Annotated in this window: 15 protein-coding genes and 1 pseudogene; 3 read left to right on the top strand and 13 right to left on the bottom strand. The window is 70.5% G+C overall.

Annotated elements, in window-relative coordinates; genetic code table 11:
• Positions 1-52: 52 nt before the first annotated feature.
• The 6 genes from A3862_RS20495 to A3862_RS20470 all read right to left on the bottom strand — a co-directional run bounded on the left by A3862_RS20495 (position 53) and on the right by A3862_RS20470 (position 7,879).
• Positions 53-1,189, bottom strand: a complete 1,137-nt coding sequence (locus tag A3862_RS20495) for a hypothetical protein (protein ID WP_111473924.1) — start codon at positions 1,187-1,189, stop codon at positions 53-55.
• A gap of 139 nt (positions 1,190-1,328) precedes the next feature.
• Entirely contained in the window at positions 1,329-2,117 is a 789-nt protein-coding gene (gene hisN, locus A3862_RS20490) for a histidinol-phosphatase (RefSeq protein WP_111473923.1), read from the bottom strand.
• A 106-nt stretch (positions 2,118-2,223) separates the two neighbouring features.
• Positions 2,224-4,278, bottom strand: a complete 2,055-nt coding sequence (locus A3862_RS20485; RefSeq protein ID WP_043757365.1) for an AI-2E family transporter — start codon at positions 4,276-4,278, stop codon at positions 2,224-2,226.
• 114 nt (positions 4,279-4,392) lie between these two features.
• Positions 4,393-5,847, bottom strand: coding sequence for an MmgE/PrpD family protein (locus A3862_RS20480; protein WP_043757369.1), 1,455 nt, complete (start codon positions 5,845-5,847; stop codon positions 4,393-4,395).
• A gap of 113 nt (positions 5,848-5,960) precedes the next feature.
• Positions 5,961-7,253 (bottom strand): nicotinate phosphoribosyltransferase, encoded by a 1,293-nt coding sequence (gene pncB, locus A3862_RS20475; RefSeq protein WP_043757370.1) that lies wholly within the window; start codon positions 7,251-7,253, stop codon positions 5,961-5,963.
• A 122-nt stretch (positions 7,254-7,375) separates the two neighbouring features.
• On the bottom strand, positions 7,376-7,879 hold the full coding sequence (locus tag A3862_RS20470; protein ID WP_043352302.1) for a pyridoxamine 5'-phosphate oxidase family protein: 504 nt from the start codon (positions 7,877-7,879) through the stop codon (positions 7,376-7,378).
• A 143-nt stretch (positions 7,880-8,022) separates the two neighbouring features.
• On the opposite strand from A3862_RS20470, the gene A3862_RS20465 reads away from it, so the two are divergent.
• The 3 genes from A3862_RS20465 to mobA all read left to right on the top strand — a co-directional run bounded on the left by A3862_RS20465 (position 8,023) and on the right by mobA (position 10,251).
• Complete coding sequence (locus A3862_RS20465) at positions 8,023-8,295, top strand: hypothetical protein (protein ID WP_043757373.1); 273 nt, start codon at positions 8,023-8,025, stop codon at positions 8,293-8,295.
• Positions 8,296-8,453: 158 nt separating this feature from the next.
• Positions 8,454-9,602, top strand: a complete 1,149-nt coding sequence (gene apbC, locus A3862_RS20460; protein ID WP_043757376.1) for an iron-sulfur cluster carrier protein ApbC — start codon at positions 8,454-8,456, stop codon at positions 9,600-9,602.
• 58 nt (positions 9,603-9,660) lie between these two features.
• Positions 9,661-10,251: a molybdenum cofactor guanylyltransferase MobA gene (gene mobA / locus A3862_RS20455; protein ID WP_236952986.1), complete on the top strand. Its 591-nt coding sequence runs from the start codon at positions 9,661-9,663 to the stop codon at positions 10,249-10,251.
• On the opposite strand, the pseudogene A3862_RS20450 reads toward mobA, so the two are convergent.
• From A3862_RS20450 to gyrA, 7 genes and pseudogenes are all read right to left on the bottom strand, one after another.
• Positions 10,202-10,525 (bottom strand): annotated as a pseudogene (locus A3862_RS20450) (helix-turn-helix domain-containing protein). The gene mobA and the pseudogene A3862_RS20450 sit on opposite strands and share 50 nt — an antisense overlap.
• On the bottom strand, positions 10,503-10,868 hold the full coding sequence (locus A3862_RS20445; RefSeq protein WP_193376724.1) for a type II toxin-antitoxin system RelE/ParE family toxin: 366 nt from the start codon (positions 10,866-10,868) through the stop codon (positions 10,503-10,505). Before A3862_RS20445 ends, A3862_RS20450 begins: the two are co-directional and overlap by 23 nt.
• 94 nt (positions 10,869-10,962) lie before the next feature.
• The gene (locus A3862_RS20440; RefSeq protein WP_043352288.1) at positions 10,963-11,421 is read right to left on the bottom strand and encodes a peptidylprolyl isomerase; all 459 of its coding nucleotides are present in this window, start codon (positions 11,419-11,421) and stop codon (positions 10,963-10,965) included.
• Positions 11,422-11,498: 77 nt separating this feature from the next.
• Entirely contained in the window at positions 11,499-11,996 is a 498-nt protein-coding gene (locus tag A3862_RS20435) for a hypothetical protein (RefSeq protein ID WP_043757380.1), read from the bottom strand.
• Between the two features lie 7 nt (positions 11,997-12,003).
• Entirely contained in the window at positions 12,004-12,552 is a 549-nt protein-coding gene (locus A3862_RS20430) for a peptidylprolyl isomerase (protein WP_043757382.1), read from the bottom strand.
• Positions 12,553-12,568: 16 nt separating this feature from the next.
• A complete protein-coding gene (gene coaD, locus A3862_RS20425) occupies positions 12,569-13,072 on the bottom strand; it encodes a pantetheine-phosphate adenylyltransferase (protein ID WP_043352282.1) in 504 nt (167 codons plus the stop codon).
• 61 nt (positions 13,073-13,133) lie between these two features.
• The gene (gyrA, locus tag A3862_RS20420; protein WP_043384503.1) at positions 13,134-15,896 is read right to left on the bottom strand and encodes a DNA gyrase subunit A; all 2,763 of its coding nucleotides are present in this window, start codon (positions 15,894-15,896) and stop codon (positions 13,134-13,136) included.
• Positions 15,897-15,972 lie beyond the last annotated feature (76 nt).

Raw genomic sequence — 15,972 nt, 5'->3', positions numbered from 1 at the left:
GAACAGGCCGGGCAGAGGTGGCGCGGCGGGGGCCGAACCGCAAGGCTTGACGCTAAGGCGTTGCACCGATGGCGGCGGGCGTGAGCGGCCTCAGCCGTGCGATCGCTCCGGCGACGAGGTCCGGGCCGGCCCGGAGCGTGCCGAGTTCCACCGCCGACATCACCTGCATCACCGGGGCCAGATTGGCGCGCGGCGTGCCGTCCGGCCCGAACAGGTCGAGGTCGTCGCCGGGCTTCAGGCCGACGCTGGCGCTGATCCGACCGGCATAGGCCTGGATCCGGACCTCGTCGCCGGTGCAGAGCGGGGCCGGCAGGCGCAGGTCGAGGACTGGCAGGCCGGCGGCGATCGCCGGCAGCAGCGCGGATTCGGCCACCATCCGCTCGGCACTCGGAACCCGGCTCGCCGTCTTCCGCTCGAGGAGCGCCGTCGGATCGGCGACGCTCCGGGCCGGCCGCGCCGGCTCGGCCGACGAGGCGATCCCGGCCGCGATGTCGGGCACCGGCTGAAGCATCGCCACGCGCGGCACGGCAGCTGGGCGGCGGGCGGGACGGCCGGCCATCCGGGCGAGGGGTGACCAGGGCTGCACCCGCAGGGCCGCTCGGCCCCGTGGCGCCCCGCCGGGGCGGTGCGCGGCGAGATAGCGGGCCCGGAGGGTCCGCCCGAGGCCCCGCGGCGCGAGGGCCGCCGAGACAGCGGGGGTCACGGCCGAGCGCCCCGGCCGCGCGGGTGCGGACGCGACGCGGCACTCCGCCGGCGCCCAGCGGCGCACGATGGCCAGCGCCGTACGCCGGCCGTAATCGCGGTAGTAGCGCCGCAGCAGGCTCGCGGCGGCATCGGCGCCGTCCTCGAGGGTGGCGAAGGCGGTGTGGCCCTCCCCGTCGGCGCCGATCTCGCCGGACCAGCGGGCGGACTTGATGCACCAGCCGTTGTTGAGCCGCACGCAGCGGGCGACGTAGGGCGGATCCTCCGCCAGCGAGGCCGTGACCGCCAGCGCCCGCGGCATCAGCTGCGCGCCGGTCTGGGCGTGCCAGTTTGAGACCGAGCGGGTGGCGGGATCGAAGCGCGGGGGCGGGCTTTCAGCCGGGGCGGAGGCCGCGGCGAGGGGCGGCAGGGCGTGCGCGAGGCCTGCCGCGCCGGCCTCGGCTCGGGGGACCAGGGTCGTCAACAGGATCAGCGCGTTCAGCAGCACGCGGATGGATCCTGTCGGCGGATCGGAGTCCCCACGCGCTCCCGCCCCCTGCACAGGGGCGCGGGAGAGCGCGTGCCTCCGACCGCGGCGCGCCCGTCCGTTTCCCCGCTCAAAGACATGGCCGTGCGCCGCCGCCGCCTCACGGGTTCAGCACCTTGAGCGCCGCCTCGTGCAGCCGCGGGTCGCCCGCCGCGATCACGCGCCCGCCGCCCGCGGCGGGACCGCCGTCCCAGGCCGTGACACGCCCCCCGGCCCCCTCGACGATCGGGATGAGGGCGACGATGTCGTAGGGCTTCAGCCCGGCCTCGACGACGAGGTCGATCTGGCCGGCGGCCAGCATGCAGTAGGCGTAGCAATCGGCGCCGTAGCGGGACATCCGCACCTGCCCCTCCAGCGACCGGAAGCGCTCGGCCTCCGCGCCCGCCGCGAACAGGCGCGGATCCGTGGTGGCCAGGATCGCCTGGGCGAGGTCCGCGCAGCGCCGTGTCCGCAGTGTCCGCTCGCCCGACGGCGCACGCAGGCGCGCGCTGCGCCCGTCCCCGGTGAAGCGCTCCGCCAGATAGGGTTGGTGCATCATTCCGCGCACCGGGACGCCGTTGCGGCTCAGCCCGATCAGCGTGCCCCAGGTCGGCAGGCCTCCGATGAAGGCCCGGGTGCCGTCGATCGGGTCGAGGACCCAGACGCATTCGGCGTCGGTGCGCTCCGAGCCGAATTCCTCGCCGAGGATGCCGTGGCCCGGAAAGGTCTGGCCGATCATCGCCCGGAGCACGACCTCGGCGGCCCGGTCGGCCTCGGTGACCGGGTCGAACGGCGCTCCGCCGCGGGACTTGTCGTCGAGGCCGAACTGGGCGCGGAAGAAAGGCAGGATCGCCTTGCCGGACGCGTCCGCGAGGTCGTCCATGAACCGTCCGAGTTCGACGACGCTCATCCGTTCCGTTCCCTGCTGTGCCCGAAGGCCGCCCGACCGACTGCCCGATCGACTGCCCGATCCCGACGAAACCGGGGCGCCCCCCCGCCCGTCAAGCCCCCCGGGCTCATGCGTCGGCCGAGGCCGGCAGACGCGGCGCCCCGCGTTCCGGGTCCGGGGCGCCGTCCGGCGCCGCGCCGGTTCCGGCTGCACCGGTGGCGTCCGCCTGCGCCAGGACCGCCTCGACGGCCTCGCGCAGCGACCCCACCTGCCCATCGGCCTCCGCGGCGCCCCCCGGTCCGCCGGCGAGGCGGCTCGCCCCGTCATCCTGGGCGAGCCACAGGCCGAGCAGGATCGGCACCCCGGGCAACCGACCCTTCAGCCGGCGGATCAGCCGGCGCAGATGGGTCGGCTCGCCGTCGAGGGCGAGGGAGACCACGCAGACCATGCGCGCCGTCCCCGGATCGAATCGCCCGATCCGCGCGGAAGCCGTCTCGGCGAAGGGGATCGTGCGGACGCCGAGGCCGCGCTTCTCCAGGATCTGTGCGAGGATCGCAGCCGCGGCCTCGTCCAGGAAGCCGCGGCCCGCGACGCACAGGACCGCGCCCGCGCGGGTCCAGTCCTCGGAGAGCGCCTCTGGGGTCGGACCCATCGGCAGCGCGCTGCAGGCGCCCTCCTCCCCGTCGCCGGACGCGGCCGCGACGGCGTCGCTCCGGTCGGAGAGGTCGGCGATCAGCTCGGCGAGGGCCGCGCGCATCGCCGCCTTCTGCCGGGCGGTCAGCACCCCCCGGGCCGCGTCCTGGGCGGCGAGTTCGAGGGCCTTGAGCACCACGTCGTCGTAATAGGACGAGAGCGAGCATTGCTGCAGGATCAGCTCGGCATGGCCCAGCACCTCCTCGGCATCGCCCGCCAGGACCCGCTGATAGAAATTCTGGACGGGGGTCAGGGCCGGCCGGTCGCCGAACAGCACGTCCAGGAATTCCAGACGCTCCACGTAGCGACCGAGCACGACGAGGCAGACGGTGAGCGGCGTAGAGAGCAGCAGGCCGACCGGTCCCCACAGCCAGGTCCAGAACAGCGCCGAGACCAGGACCGCGAAGGGTGAGAGCCCGGTGGATTGCCCGTAGACGATCGGCTCGAAGACCTGGCCGGTGAGCGGCTCCAGCACGACGAACAGGATCGCCACGGCGATCATCATGTTCCAGCCGGGATCGACCGCGGCGGCGAGCGCCATCGGCAGGAGGGCCGACAGGACGGCCCCCAGATACGGCACGAAGCGCATCAGGGCCGCGAAGATCGCCCAGAGCACCGGATTCGGCACGCCGATCACGTAGAGGCCGATGCCGATCACGATCCCGAAGGCGGCGTTGAGGGCGAGCTGCACCACGAAGTAGCGGCTGAGCCGCTTCGCGGCGTCGTCGATCGCCACGGTGGTCCGGTGCAGGTCGCTCGATCCCGCCAGCCGGATCATGCGGTCGCGCAGATCCTCGCGCTGCATCAGCACGAACAGCAGCACCACGAAGACGATGCCGACCGTCGCCAGCGGATGCATCACCGGCGAGAGCACGGTGGACAGCATCTCGATCGGGCCCGGCGGGCTCGCGGCGACCTCGACCAGGACGGGTTTCGGCGCGGCCTGGGGCTGCTCGGGACCCGGCGGCGTCGGCGGCGGTGTCGGCGGCGCGGGCGGCTGGCCCTCCGGGTTGTTCACCTCCTTGGCGCCGCCATGGAGCGCCCGCCCGATATTGGCGACGTATTCCGTGGCGTGTCCGACGGGCGAGTCGCGCAGCCCGTTGATCTTGCGCTCGATGGTGGCCCGGTAGCGCGGGACGTCGCCCGCGAGATCCGCCGCCTGGATGCCGATCAGGGTCGCCAGGGCGGCCACGATGCCCAGGGTCAGACCCACGCTGACGCCGACCGCCACCAGCCGGGGCAGCCGGAGCCGCCGCAGGCGGTTCACCAGCGGGGTGAGCACGAACGACAGGAGCAACGCGATCGCGATGGGGATGAAGATCTCGCGACCGAAATACAGGGCCGCGATGATGGTCGCCCCGACAACCACGGGCGACGCCATGGAGGCCCGCGGCGTCTCGGCCGCGGCGACGCGGGTCGGCCGCGGCGGAAGCAGAGGCGCCCTGGACCGGGCTGCCGGTTCGACCCCGACCGGGGTTTTGGTACCCATACGCTGATCCGCATCCCGTACGCGACGTGCGGGCCTCCGCCGGGAGCAACGGAAGCCACGCGCACGGGGAACGGCACGGGGGCTGAAAATGATCCCGCGGGCTGCGCCGGCCGTCTACGCCCCCGACACGCCGGCCCGCGCCACGTCGCCCGCATCCTTCAGTTCGGGCAGCGACCGGCACAGCTGCATCACCCGCTTGGCCTGCGCCTCCGGGAGGATTCCGGCGGCGAGATCGGCGAACTTCGCGTCCAGCTGCGCATCGGACATCGGCTTCTCTACGCTGCCGATGGCATGCTCGATGTACCGGTGGACGGTCCGCCCGTCGTTCAGCGTCACGGTCATGTCGACCTGCGCGGGCTCGATGCCGGGGGTGATCACCGGGACCACCTTCTGGCGCAGCGCCACCACGCGCGGATCGTTCACCGCCCGGTCGCTGAACTGCTTCTCGCCGCCCGCGCCCTCCACGAAGGCCACCGCCGCCGCGTGGTAGATGCTGAACTTGCCTTCCAGGCCTGTCTTCGGCGCGGTCTTGCCGGTCAGCTCCAGCACCAGCGGATGGACCTTCAGGTCGACGCGCTTGATGTCGTCCGGCCGGACGTGGTCGGCGTCGCGGATCTGGATCGCCGCGTCGATCGTCGGGTGCATGACGATGCCGCAGGCGAAGGGCTTGTAGGTGTTCAGCTGCGCCTCGTAGCGGCTGCCGAGGCCGTCGGTGATCTCCGACCAGTCCTGCTTGGTGGAGATCGTGTTCGCCCAGCCGCGCTTCGCCTCGATCATCCCGTCCGACGAGGTGAAGCCCTTCGCCGCCAGGATCGCGGCGAACAGGCCGTTGGAGGCTGCCCGGCCCGGGTTGAAGCTCTTGTTCATCGAGCCGAACGATTCGCGCAGGCCCACGGGCTGCGAGGCGGCGAGCCCCAGCGCGTAGACCATCTGCTGCTCGGTGAGGCCCATCAGTTTCCCGGCGGCCGCCGCGGCGCCGAACGGCCCGCAGGTGCCGGTGATGTGCCAGCCCGCATCGTAATGGTTCGGGTAGACGGCATTGCCGATCCGGCACTCGGTCTCGATCCCGACCACGAGGGCGTCGAGGAAGGCCCTGCCGGTGACCGGCTTCATCTCCGCATAGGCCAGGATCGCCGAGGCGACCGGGCCGGCGGGGTGGATGATCGTCTTCAGGTGGGTGTCGTCGAAGTCGAAGATGTGGCTCGACACGCCGTTGAGGAAGGCGGCGTTCAGGATGTCGAACCGCTCGGTCCGGCCGAACAGCCCGGCCTGGGGCGGACCCGAGAAGGGCTGCAGCGCCGAGACCGCCACGTCCACGGTCTCATGGTGCGAGCCGCCGATCGCCACCCCCACCCAGTTGAGGACGCTGCGCACGCTCTCGCGGCGGACCGGATCGGGCAGCGTGTCGTAGGACGACCCCAGGATCCATTGGGCGAGGATCTTCGTGACGTGCGGCGGCGGCGTCTTGGCGGCGGGCTTTGCCGCCTCGGCGGCCTCTCCGGCCTGCAGCGCGGGCGTCGCGAGGGCGAGCCCCGCGGCCCCGATGAGCGAGCGGCGATTCATCGACATGGCGTTCTCCCAGGCAGGGCCGCTCCCGGCGGCTCCGGTTGGTCGACATGATAATGAATTCGATTGTGTCCGGTCAGCCGGGGCGTTTCATCGCGCCCGGTCTGACACCGCTCTCAGACCAGCACCGGCAGCGCCTCCTGCTCGCCCACGCCGAAGACCCGCCGGTAGCGGGCGACCTCGTCGGCCGGGCCCTGCGCCTTGGTGGGATTGTCGGAGAGTTTCACGGTGGGTCGGCCCTTCGCCTCCGTGACCTTGCAGACGATGGAGACCGGATCGAGCTTGCCGTCCGGCAGGAGGCCGCGGAAATCGTTGGTGAGCAGCGTGCCCCAGCCGTAGCCGATGCGCATGCGCCCGTGGAACCGGGCGTGGATGCGCTCGATCTCGTCGATGTCGAGCCCGTCGGAGAAGATCGCGAGCTTGTCCCGCGGATCGTGCCCGCGCGCCTGCCAGAACCGGATCACCTCCTCGCCGCCCTCGATCGGATCCTTCGAATCGATGCGGATGCCGGTCCAGTCGCTGACCCAGTCGGGAGCATTGGCCAGGAATCCGGTGGTCCCGTAGGTGTCGGGCAGGATCACCAGCAGGTTGCCGCCGTAATCCTCCTGCCAGTCGGCCAGCACCGCGTAGGGCGCGGCGGAGAGCGCCCCGTCGTCCTCGGCGAGGGCGGCGTAGACCATCGGCAACTCGTGGGCGTTGGTGCCCACCGGCTCGACCTCCTGCCGCGCGGCGATCAGGCAGTTCGAGGTGCCGAGGAACGCGCCGCCCAAGCCTTCGGCCATGGCCTGCACGCACCAGTCTTGCCAGAGGAAGCCGTGGCGGCGGCGCGTGCCGAAATCCGCCACCGACAGGTCCGGCAGCTTCTGCAGCCGCTCGATCTTCTCCCAGACCCGCGTCATGGCCCGGGCGTAGAGCACCTGAAGGTCGAGCTTGCCGAGGCCCCGCAGCACGGCGCGCGCCCGCAGCTCGTTGAGGATCGCGAGCGCCGGGACCTCCCACATCGTGGTCTCGATCCAGGGACCGTGGAAGGTCAGCTCGTACTGGCCGTCATGGACGGCGAGCTCGTAGTCGGGGAGCCGGAAGGTCTCGAACCACGCCACGAATTCCGGCCCGAGGATGCGCCCCTGGCCGCGGAAGACGTTGCCGCGCAGCCAGGTGATCTCGCTCTTGCTCAGCCGCAACGTCCGGGCGTGATCGAGCTGTTCGCGCAGCAGGCCGGCATCGACCTCATCGGCGATGCGGATGCGCCGCGTGCGGTTGGTGATGCCGAAGGTGGTCTCGATCGCGGGGTGCCGGCGCAGGATCGTCTGCGCCATCAGCAGCTTGTAGAAATCGGTGTCGAGCAGCGACCGCACGATCGGGTCGATGCGGAAACTGTGATCGTAGACCCGCTTCGCCAGATCGAGCATTCTTTTCGCACTCTGCCGCGCTTCGATGGCGCAGAGCGCATGCCGAGCCCGCGCCCGTCAAGAAGACGGGCGGCCTCCTCCCGGAAGCCGCCCGTGCGAACGCCTGTCCTGAAGACCGATCCTCAGGCGAGGTCGACCTTCTTGGTCTCGGTCTTGGGGCTCTCGCCGGTGAGGGAGGCCTTCACGTAGCCGTAGAGGTGCAGCATCGTGCTGTTGGGGCTGTCCCAGTACTCGCCCTTCTCCGGATGGACGCGGATCAGCGCCACCTCGGGATCATTCTTGCCGTTGGGGAACCACGTCTTCAGGCTCTCATTCCACTTGGCGTCGATGATCGCCTGATCGCGGACGATCTCGGCCTTGCCGGCCACCGAGACGTAGTTCTGGCTCGACGGGTCGGAATAGGCGAGGTTGATCTGGTTGTCGCGGCTGATCTCCGTCGTCTTGGGCGAGTGCAGCTTGGTGAAGAACCACAGGTCGCCGTTCTCGTCGGCATCGTTGTTCCACATCGGGCGGCTGTTGAGCGTGCCGTCGGAATCGACGGTGGTCATCATGGCGATCTTCACGTCCTTGATGAGCTCGAACAGCTTCTTCGCGCCTTCGTGGTCGCGGTGGTTGCCCTGATGCATGAAAATGGTCTCCTACGCGTCGTGTCGGTCCCGGCGGGCCTCACCGAGAGGGGGGCCGCCGAAGGCTGCCCCGACAACGGATCAATCTCCCGTTGGTTCAGCTTGCCCGTGCGGTGACGGAGGTTCGGATGAAACGCGTTCGGATGATCGTCCGTGCGGCGGTGCCGCTGGTGCGGGTCACCCTCGGCCTCAGCCTGCGGCCGGCCGCGGCCGAGGTGCGCTTCGGCCCGGGCGTGCGCATCGGCGGGCATGACTTCTCGCACCGGCGCTATGGCAGCGTCCATATCGAGCGCGTGAAGCGCCTGCGTGGCCCCCTCGGCTGCCGCCGCCTGCGTCACGGCGTCTACCGGCGCGGCGACGGGACCGTGGTGCGCGGACCCATGGAAGACTGTAACCTCATCGCTCGACCGCGATGACCGAAGACGACCGCGGAGCGGCGTGAGGCCGATCCGGCCGGGACGGGCGTCGGGACGCAGGCGATCGGGCCGGTCGTCGATTGAGGACGCGGGGTCTGGTGTTCTCGGCCCGCTCGGTTACATGCACGGGCATACTTGTTTGCCCGCTGGAGGACATCTTGGCGATTACCCGCGACGACGTGCTGAAGGCGCTCGCCAGCGTCACCGTCGATGCCGCCGGCACCACCCTGCCGGGCTCCGGCCGGCTCTCCCAGGTCGTGGTCGATCCGAACAACCGGGTGATGTTCTCGATCCTGGTCGATCCCAGCGAGGCCGAGCGGTTCGAGCCGGTGCGGCGGCAGGCGGAAGGGCGCGTCCTGCAGATGCCGGGCGTCTCGGGCGTGTTCGCGAGCCTCACCTCCGAGCGGAGCCAGAGCCATCCGGCGCAGAGCAGCGCCGCCCCGCGCCCCGTGACGCCGCCGCCGGTCGCCCCGCCGCGGCCCGGCGCGCCGCCGAACCAGGGTCCGCAGATCGCGGGCGTGCGCCACATCGTGGCGGTGGCCTCCGGCAAGGGCGGCGTCGGCAAGTCCACCACCGCCTGCAACCTCGCCCTGGCGCTCCAGGCCCAGGGGCTGAAGGTCGGCCTCCTCGACGCCGACATCTACGGCCCGTCGGTGCCCAAGCTGTTCGGCCTCTCGGGCAAGCCCACCGTCGTGGACAACAAGGCCATGGAGCCGATGGTCGGCTACGGGCTCAAGGTCATGTCGATCGGCTTCCTGATCGAGCCCGAGACGGCCATGATCTGGCGCGGCCCGATGGTCCAGTCGGCCATCACCCAGATGCTGCGGGACGTGCTCTGGGGCGAACTCGACGTGCTCTTCGTCGACATGCCGCCCGGTACCGGTGACGCGCAGCTCACCATGGCGCAGGCGACGCCGCTCTCGGGCGCCGTGATCGTCTCCACACCCCAGGACCTCGCGCTGATCGATGCCCGGCGCGGCGTCACCATGTTCAAGAAGGTCGCGGTGCCGATCCTCGGCGTGATCGAGAACATGGCGACCTTCGTCTGCCCGAATTGCGGCCACGCCTCGCACATCTTCGGACATGGTGGCGCGCGCATCGAGGCGCAGCGTCTCGGCGTGCCGTTCCTCGGCGAGGTGCCCCTCGACATGACCATCCGGGAGACCTCGGATTCCGGCCGGCCCGTGGTGGCCACCGACCCGGACGGGCCGCACGCGAAGGTCTATCGGGAGATCGCCGCCCAGCTCTGGGCGAACCTGTCCGGTGCGCCGGCCGGGCGGACGGCGCCGAAGATCGTCTTCGAGTGAGACCGTGCCCGCCCCTCCGGTCCTGGGCCTGATCCTGGCCGGCGGGCAGGCGCGGCGGATGGGCGGGGGCGACAAGCCGCTGCTGCGCCTCGACGGGCGGACCCTGCTGGAGCGGGTGGTCGAACGGCTCGGGCCGCAATGCGGGGCGGGGCTCGCCCTCAGCGCCAACGGCGACCCGGCCCGGTTTTCCGGGTTTCCCGGGCCGGTCCTGCCGGATCCGCTGCCGGATCAGCCGGGCCCGCTCGCCGGCATCCTCGCCGGGCTGGAACACGCCGCAGGACATGGGATGGCGCGGGTGGTGAGCGTGTCGGGCGACGCGCCCTTCCTGCCGGAGGATCTGGTGGCGCGGCTATGCGCGGCCGGCCCTGAATCGGGCATTGCCCTGGCGGCCTCGGGCGCGCGGCGGCACTTCACGATCGCCCTCTGGCCAACGATTCTGCGCGACGACCTGCGGGACTATCTGGGGCGCGGCGAGCGCCGCGTCGGCGCCTTCATCGACCGCCATGGCGCAGCGGTGGCGTCCTGGCCGGTCGAGCCGGTGGACCCGTTCCTTAACGTCAACACGCCAGAGGATCTGGCCGCGGCGGAAGCGCTCGGACTCAGGTCAGGATCTGAAGGCCATGTTTCTGGACGATCGTCAGGAGCTTGAGCGCCATGCCGCTGGGCTTCTTGGCGCCCGTCTCCCACTTCTCGACCGTGCTCTCGCTCGTGTTGAGATAGCGGGCGAAGACCGGCTGACTCACGTTGAGGCTTTCGCGAAGCCGCTTGATCTGAGCTGGCTCGATCGCGGGCGGCGCGGTGAGGCATGCTTCGTCGAATCAGCGCATCGTCGCCATGTCGGTCACACCAGCCTCATGGAGGGCTGCGGCGGTCGCGTGAATCGACTCGAGGGCGTCACTTTTAAATGTCCGCTTCCCCACCATCGCAGATCTCCGTGATGTGCCCGGTCGAGACGAGGCGGGCGATATCCGCCTCCGAAGTCTTCTCAAGTGCCTTGGCTAGCTGACGGAAGGCTCTCAGCTCATCGTCATCGATGTTGGCGCGATCTTTCTTGGCGAAGAGGTACTGAGACAGCCAATAGGAGCCGACCTTGGTCAGGATGATGCTCCGGTGTCGGTTCCGGTTCAGGCGCTTCTTGAAGACACCGCCGCCCCGGTTGTCGGCTTGGCCCTTCACGACGTCTTTGATTGCCGCGCACAATTCCCGGTCGGCAATGCCGGCCTTTCGTGTCGCCTTGGCAAACCAGGCCGGCTTGAAGGTGCGCATTCCGGTATCGGACTCGGACACCGCGCGAGGCTGGCATCCGGGTCTTGCGCGGGGCTCACCCGCGCGCCTTGCGGGGCGCGCGGGTGAGGGACGATCAGGCGGCGCCGACGGTCGCCTTCACGATCTTGTCCGGCGAGCGCGGCGGCTCGCCCTTGTTGATCGTGTCGACCACGTCCATGCCTTCCACGACCTTGCCCCACACCGTGTACTGCTTGTCGAGGAAGCGGGCGTCGTCGAAGCAGATGAAGAACTGCGAGTTCGCCGAGTGCGGGAAGTTGGTCCGCGCCATGGAGCAGGTGCCGCGCACGTGCGGCTCGGCGTTGAACTCGGCCTTCAGGTCCGGCAGGTCCGAACCGCCCGAGCCGGTGCCCGTCGGGTCGCCCGTCTGGGCCATGAACCCGTCGATCACCCGGTGGAACGGCACGCCGTCGTAGAAGCCCTGGGCGGCGAGCGTCTTGATCCGCTCGACATGGCCCGGGGCGAGGTCGGGACGCAGCGCGATGACGACGCGGCCCTTGGTGGTCTCCAGTACGATGGTCTCGTTGTCGGCCATAGTCTTTCCTTCCGGTTGGGGGAACTGTATCGGCGCGCGCCGGATCCGGCCAGCGCCCGTAACGGGTGCGACGGCCCTCAGGCCGGCGGGCGGTAGACGAAGCGGAGCGCCACCGGCCGGCCCGCGATGGCCCGGCCCAGGCCCGCCGTGATGTGGACCGGGGTGCAGCGCGCCAGGGCGTCGAGGGTGCCGCGCACCAGAGCGGTCCGCTGATCGCCCGCGGTGCCCGCCGCGTATGTGACGCGCGGCGGGCCGATCAGGCTCCCGTCGCGCCGCAGCGCGAGCCGCACGGTGATCTCGATATCGCCGGCCCCGTCGCCCGGGCGGGCGAGGCCGCCCGGCGCCTGCCAGCAGGCGGCGAGCGCCGGATAGAGCTCGGCCAGGGTGTCGGCGGGCCGCGTCGCCATCCGCGACACCGGCACCGCGATCGTCGCGCGCAGGGTCTGGGGTAGGCTCAGCGGATAGCCGCCCCCCGGCTCGTCGGCGTAGCCGTAGAAGGGGGCGCCGTCATAGGCCGCGGCGGCCGCCGGGATCAAGCTCACCAAGAGGAGCGAGGCGGCGCGCCGACCCGGCATGCGGCCGCTACTTGGCCTTCTCGGCGAGGGTCATGCTGACGATCTTGTCGGGGTCCTGCACGGCGCCCCCGGGCGCGCCGGGGGCGGCCTTCTTGATCTTGTCGAGCACGTCGAGCCCGTCCGTGACGTTGCCGACGATCGTGTACTGGCCGTTCAGGAACGCCGCGTCGCCGAGGCAGATGAAGAACTGCGAGTTCGCCGAGTTCGGATCCTGCGAGCGGGCCATGCCCACGGTGCCGCGGCGGAACTGGGCCGATTGCGTGAATTCCGCCGGGATGTTCGGCAGGCTGGAGCCGCCGGTGCCGTTGCCCTTCGGATCGCCGGTCTGGGCCATGAAGCCGTCGATCACCCGGTGGAACTTGAGGCCGTTGTAGAAGCCCTGCGAGACCAGCGTCTTGATCTGCTTGACGTGCTTGGGCGCCAGGTCCGGCCGCAGCTCGATGGTGATCCGCCCGTCCTTGGTCTGGAGGTAGACGGTGTTGGCGTCGGCAGCCCAGGCCGCCGGGGCCGTGCCGAGCGTGAGGGCGAGCGCGAGGAGGGCGTGGCGTCGGTTCATCGAAGTCCTTCCAGTCTCAGGAATGGGCGGCGAAGCGCTGCCGGAGGCGCGCGGCCACGGCGGCGGGCACGAAGGGCGAGACGTCGCCCCCCATGCCGGCGATCTGGCGCACCAGCGTCGCGGTGATCGGGCGCACCTGGATCGAGGCCGGCAGGAACACGGTCTGCACCTCCGGCGCCATGGCGCCGTTCATGCCGGCGAGCTGCATCTCGTAGTCGAGGTCGGTGCCGTCGCGCAGGCCGCGGATGAACAGCGCGGCACCGCAGCGCCGGGCGGCCGAGACGGCGAGATCGTTGAAGGTCACGATCTCCAGCGTCGCGCCCTCCTCCTGCGCCACCGGCCCGCAGGTCTCGGTCAGGAGCGCCGCCCGCTCCTCGGCGGAGAACAGCGGCGCCTTGCCGGGATGCACGCCGATGGCGATCACGAGGCGGTCCACCAGCCGGCAGGCTTGGCGGACCACGTCGAGATGGCCGTTCGTGACCGGGTCGAACGAGCCGGCATAGAGGGCGGTACGGGTCATCGCGACCCGACCTAGAGCATTTTTGCGCGGGACGGAACCTCGGGGCGGGACGGCCGGAGCCTCATGCCTCCTCGGGACCGCCCTCGATGCTGCCCTCGATGCCGGGCTCCTGCCCGGCTTCGCCGTTGGTTTCGTCCTCGCCCTCGATATGCTCCACCGAGACGACCTTCTCGTCCTTGGCGGTGTTGAACACCGTCACGCCCTGCGAGGCGCGGCCGACGATGCGGATGTCGTCCACCGGCACGCGGATCAGCTGGCCGCCATCGGTGACCAGCATGATCTGGTCCGAGGCCTCCACCGGGAAGGACGCCACGAGGCTGCCGTTGCGGGCATTGACCCGCATCGCCGTGATGCCCTTTCCGCCGCGTCCCGAGGTCCGGTATTCGAACGACGAGGAGCGCTTGCCGTAGCCCCGCTCCGACAGGGTGAGCACGTATTGCTCGGCCGCCCCCATCTCGTTGTAGCGGTCCAGCGAGATCGCCGCGGCCTCGGCGCCGTCCTCGGCCTCCGCCTCGCCGTTCTCCTCCGCCTCGCCGGTCACGGCGCGACGCATCTTCAGGTAGCCGGCCCGCTCCTCCGCGGTGGCGTCGAAGGCGTTCAGGATCGTCATCGAGATGACCCGGTCGTCCTTGGCGAGCTGGATGCCGCGCACGCCGGTCGAATCGCGGCCCTTGAAGACGCGCACGTCCTCGACGGGGAAGCGGATGCACTGGCCGAGCGCCGTGGTCAGCAGCACGTTCTGGTCCGGACGGCAGATCTCGACATGGACGATGTGGTCGCCCGGATCGAGCTTCATGGCGATCTTGCCGTTGCGGTTCACCGTGGTGAAGTCCGACAGCTTGTTGCGCCGGACGTTTCCGCTCGCGGTCGCGAACATCACGTCCAGCGTCTCCCAGGACGCCTCGTCCTCGGGCAGCGGCATGATCGTGGTGATGCGCTCGGAGGTGTCCTGCAGCTGCAGGATGTTCACCAGCGCCTTGCCGCGGGCGTTCGGGGCGGCCATCGGCAGGCGCCAGACCTTCTCCTTGTAGGCCTGGCCCTGGCTGGAGAAGAACAGCACCGGCGTGTGGGTGTTGGCCACGAACAGGCGGGTGACGAAATCCTCGTCGCGGGTCGCCATGCCGGAGCGGCCCTTGCCGCCGCGGCGCTGGGCCCGGTAGGTCGAGAGCGGCACGCGCTTGACGTAGCCGGCATGCGACACGGTCACCACCATGTCCTCGCGGGCGATCAGGTCCTCGTCCTCGACGCTGCCGTCGAAGTCGACGATCTCGGTCCGGCGCGGGGTAGCGAATTGCTCGCGGACCTCGATCAGCTCCTGCTTCACGATGGTCTGGATGCGCACCCGCGAGCGCAGGATGTCGAGATAGTCGGCGATCTCGTCGGCGAGCGTCTTCAACTCGTCGCCCACCTCGTCGCGGCCCAGAGCCGTAAGGCGCTGAAGGCGCAGGTCGAGGATGGCGCGGGCCTGGGTCTCGGACAGGCGGTAGGTGCCGTCCTCGGCGACCCGGTGGCGCGGATCGTCCACCAGGGCGATCAGCGGCGCGATGTCGTGGGCCGGCCAGTCGCGGCCCATCAGGGCCTCGCGGGCCGTGTTCGGGTCCGGCGAGGTCCGGATCAGGCGGATCACCTCGTCGATGTTGGCCACCGCGATGGCGAGGCCGCACAAGACGTGCGCCCGCTCGCGGGCCTTGCCGAGGAGGAACTTGGTCCGGCGGGAGACGACCTCCTCGCGGAAATCCACGAAGGCCTCGAGCAGGTCCTTCAGGTTCATCAGCTCGGGGCGGCCGCCATTCAGCGCCACCATGTTGCAGCCGAAGGAGGATTGCAGCGGCGTGAACCGATAGAGCTGGTTCAGCACCACGTCGGCCATGGCGTCGCGCTTGATCTCGACGACGATGCGCATGCCCGTCCGGTCGGATTCGTCGCGCAGGTCCGAGATGCCCTCGACGCGCTTTTCCTTCACCAGCTCGGCAATCTTCTCGACGAGCGTCGCCTTGTTCACCTGATACGGGATCTCGGTGAAGATCAGCGCCTCGCGCTCCTTGCGCAGCTCCTCGACATGCGACTTGGCGCGCATGATCACCGAGCCGCGCCCCGTCGCGTAGGCCTGGCGCGTGCCGGCGCGGCCGAGGATCATGCCGCCGGTGGGGAAGTCCGGGCCGGGCACGATCTCGGTGAGCTGCTCGATGGTCAGGCCCGGATCGTCGATCAGGGCCACGCAGGCGTCGATCAGCTCGCCGAGATTGTGCGGCGGGATGTTGGTGGCCATGCCGACCGCGATGCCGCCGGCGCCGTTGACGAGGAGATTCGGGAAGCGGGCCGGGAGGACGGTCGGCTCCTCGCGCGACTCGTCGTAGTTCGGTCCGAAATCGACGGTGTTCTTGTCGATGTCGGTAAGCAGTGCGGTGGCGGGCTTGGCCAGCCGCGATTCGGTGTAGCGCATGGCGGCCGGCGGATCGCCGTCCACCGAGCCGAAATTGCCCTGCCCGTCGATGAGCATGAGGCGCATGGAGAAGTCCTGCGCCATCCGCACGAGGGCGTCGTAGATCGATTGGTCGCCGTGCGGGTGGTAGAGACCGATCACGTCGCCGACGATGCGCGCCGACTTGACGTATTTCCGCTCGGGCAGGTGCCCGGATTCGAAGGCGGAGTAGAGGATGCGCCGGTGGACCGGCTTGAGACCGTCCCGGGCGTCGGGAAGCGCCCGGCTCACGATCACGCTCATCGCGTAATCGAGGTAGGAGCGGCGCATCTCGTCGGTGATGGAGACGGGGCGGATGTCGCTGGCGGGCGGGGCGGCGCCAGTCGGATCGTTCTCGGCCAAGTCGATTTCCGTTCTGAGGCCCGGACGGGCGGTGCTCGCGGCGGCCAGGCGGCGCGCGATGCGCCGCAACGGCCTT

This window comes from Methylobacterium sp. XJLW (assembly GCF_003254375.1).
Classification (GTDB): domain Bacteria; phylum Pseudomonadota; class Alphaproteobacteria; order Rhizobiales; family Beijerinckiaceae; genus Methylobacterium; species Methylobacterium fujisawaense.
Note: the sequence above shows the minus strand (reverse complement) of the source record. Positions and strands in the feature narration are given on the sequence as shown.

Coding starts and splice junctions, on each gene's coding strand:
- hisN (WP_111473923.1), bottom strand. CDS start 2,117: ATGAGCGTCGTCGAACTCGGACGGTTCATGGACGACCTCGCGGACGCG.
- A3862_RS20485 (WP_043757365.1), bottom strand. CDS start 4,278: ATGGGTACCAAAACCCCGGTCGGGGTCGAACCGGCAGCCCGGTCCAGG.
- A3862_RS20480 (WP_043757369.1), bottom strand. CDS start 5,847: ATGTCGATGAATCGCCGCTCGCTCATCGGGGCCGCGGGGCTCGCCCTC.
- pncB (WP_043757370.1), bottom strand. CDS start 7,253: ATGCTCGATCTGGCGAAGCGGGTCTACGATCACAGTTTCCGCATCGAC.
- A3862_RS20470 (WP_043352302.1), bottom strand. CDS start 7,879: ATGCATCAGGGCAACCACCGCGACCACGAAGGCGCGAAGAAGCTGTTC.
- A3862_RS20465 (WP_043757373.1), top strand. CDS start 8,023: ATGATCGTCCGTGCGGCGGTGCCGCTGGTGCGGGTCACCCTCGGCCTC.
- mobA (WP_236952986.1), top strand. CDS start 9,661: ATGGGCGGGGGCGACAAGCCGCTGCTGCGCCTCGACGGGCGGACCCTG.
- A3862_RS20445 (WP_193376724.1), bottom strand. CDS start 10,868: ATGCGCACCTTCAAGCCGGCCTGGTTTGCCAAGGCGACACGAAAGGCC.
- A3862_RS20440 (WP_043352288.1), bottom strand. CDS start 11,421: ATGGCCGACAACGAGACCATCGTACTGGAGACCACCAAGGGCCGCGTC.
- A3862_RS20435 (WP_043757380.1), bottom strand. CDS start 11,996: ATGCCGGGTCGGCGCGCCGCCTCGCTCCTCTTGGTGAGCTTGATCCCG.
- A3862_RS20430 (WP_043757382.1), bottom strand. CDS start 12,552: ATGAACCGACGCCACGCCCTCCTCGCGCTCGCCCTCACGCTCGGCACG.
- coaD (WP_043352282.1), bottom strand. CDS start 13,072: ATGACCCGTACCGCCCTCTATGCCGGCTCGTTCGACCCGGTCACGAAC.